2 protein-coding genes and 1 other RNA gene are annotated in these 2,031 nt (G+C 54.1%); 1 reads left to right on the forward strand and 2 read right to left on the reverse strand.

Going from position 1 to position 2,031, the window contains the following annotated elements; all coding sequences use genetic code 11:
• A partial coding sequence (locus AAC083_RS18550; protein ID WP_108537388.1) for a recombinase family protein occupies positions 1–432 on the forward strand: 432 nt, incomplete at its 5' end.
• Between the two features lie 443 nt (positions 433–875).
• Here AAC083_RS18550 and ssrA read toward each other — a convergent pair.
• Together ssrA and smpB are read right to left on the reverse strand one after the other, a co-directional pair.
• Positions 876–1,235, reverse strand: a transfer-messenger RNA (tmRNA) gene (gene ssrA / locus AAC083_RS18555).
• A gap of 122 nt (positions 1,236–1,357) precedes the next feature.
• Positions 1,358–1,846, reverse strand: a complete 489-nt coding sequence (gene smpB / locus AAC083_RS18560; RefSeq protein ID WP_042036966.1) for an SsrA-binding protein SmpB — start codon at positions 1,844–1,846, stop codon at positions 1,358–1,360.
• Between the last annotated feature and the right edge of the window lie 185 nt (positions 1,847–2,031).

Genomic DNA, 2,031 nt, shown 5'->3' on the forward strand with positions numbered 1-2,031 from the left:
CGCAGTGAAGGCATTAGAGTGCCCGGAATTTTCCGAGCTGTTCAAGTTTGTGCGGAAGGGGATACGCTAATTGTTCCCGCCGTTTACCGTCTTGGGCGTGACACCATCGACATTTTGCACACGGTTGAGGCGCTGAAAGCTAAGGGGGTGTCGATTATCAGCTTGCGGGAAGGGTTCGACCTGTCCACGCCAATCGGCAAGGCAATGTTAACCATGTTGGCCGCCGTCGCAGAGCTGGACCGCTCAAATATCAAGGCCCGTCAGATGGCCGGGATCGCCAAGGCCAAGGGCAAAGCATTAGGGCGAGAAAAGACCATTGACGATATTGCCGTTGCTATCTGGCGCAAGGAGAACAGTGCAAGCATCCAAGCGACCGCCGAACATTTTGGGATTTCACCCGCCAGCGTTAAGCGAGCCTGCAAAGCAGCGTAATGACGCCCGAAACACCACGCGCATAATGGAGGTAAAGCATGATTCCGGAAACGCGTTTCGAACAGGCACATGGTGTGACAGCGGGCAGTTACATAGAATTATTTACAGGCTCGAGATAGAGGTTTAATGCCGGTTTAACAGGCTTATCAAACTCAGCGATTGCGGTGCCACCAAGTTTGATAACCAGCTGGGCTGGTAGTTTCTCATTTTCCCCGTAACTCTTTTTCATTTTCGGCGGTGGGCTACATTAGCTTGTCCTTACTCACGGCACATCCCCCAGTAGTAACACCAAAACCGGTGTTACAAAACCAATGTGACCGTAGATGTTACTCTTATGGCTGGATTTAGGCGACCAGCTAGGACTACTGCGGACAACAAAAAACCCGCAAAGCCTTACGCTATGCGGGTTTCTGTACTTCTTCGTTCCCGGCCGGAACATTGTTTGGTGGAGCTGGGGGGATTTGAACCCCCGTCCAAAATTACTACATCCTCGGTACTACATGCTTAGTCACTCTTTACATTCGCCAACCCGCTGCGGAGAGACACGCCACGAATTGACTAGCTCGATTGGTTTTAATGCTTCCGCCCCGAGCAGGACTTCCACACGATCCTGTGAAGGATGACCTTCCGATTCCCTAGGACACAGGCAAGCTAGGGTAGAAGGGCTCAGCGCAGGTTATTAAGCTGCGAGTGCGTAGTTTTCGTCGTTTGCGACTATTTTTTTGCGGTTTGTTAACGAGGCCTACCGCACCTCGGCATGCACCTTGGGTTTCGTGAATCTTGTCGAATCCAGAATCAGCCCCAAGTTGTCAAAGTCGATTGTACGCAAAAATCCTGTCATGGCAAGGCGTTGATAGCAATCGACCGGCCTGGGCCGGTCGATTGCTGGTTTATTGGACGCCGCATGGCTGCATGCGGCGCACAATCAGCCGCGATGCTTGTTTTTCATGATGCGGGCTTTCTCCCGATCCCATTCGCGGGCCTTGGTGTCTTCCCGTTTGTCGTGCTCTTTCTTGCCTTTGACCAGGCCGATCTCGACCTTGACCCAGCACTCTTTCCAGTAGAGCGCCAGCGGCACTATGGTGTACCCCTGACGGGCGGTCAGGCTCTCCAGCTTGTCGAGTTCACGGCGGCTCAGCAGGAGCTTGCGGGTGCGGGTCGGATCACACACCACGTGGCTGGAGGCGGCGTTCAGTGGCAGGAAAGTGGAGCCGAACAGGAAGGCCTCACCTTGCAAGAAGATGACATAGGCTTCGCTGATGTTGGCCTTGCCCGCCCGCAGGGATTTGACTTCCCACCCTTGCAGGGACAGACCGGCTTCCACGCGCTCTTCGATGAAGTACTCGTGGCGGGCGGTTCTGTTGAGTGCAATGGTGCTGGACCCGGCTTTGTTTTTACTGTTCTTTTTGCTCATGACGGGCGCCTTTGGCAATGATTAGGAAGGCGCATTATACGTGGGTGGCGGCGGCTGTAAAACGCGCAACTGCTCGAGTGGCGGCTTTGTGAGCGGTTTTGGGGATGATCTTGGCTGACAAGGTGATAAAATCGGCCCGATTGGATGAGGAAAGCCCATGCCCCGTATTACTCGCAGTGCCCTGG

The organism is Aeromonas sp. HMWF014 (assembly GCF_963878295.1).
Lineage (GTDB): Bacteria > Pseudomonadota > Gammaproteobacteria > Enterobacterales > Aeromonadaceae > Aeromonas > Aeromonas popoffii.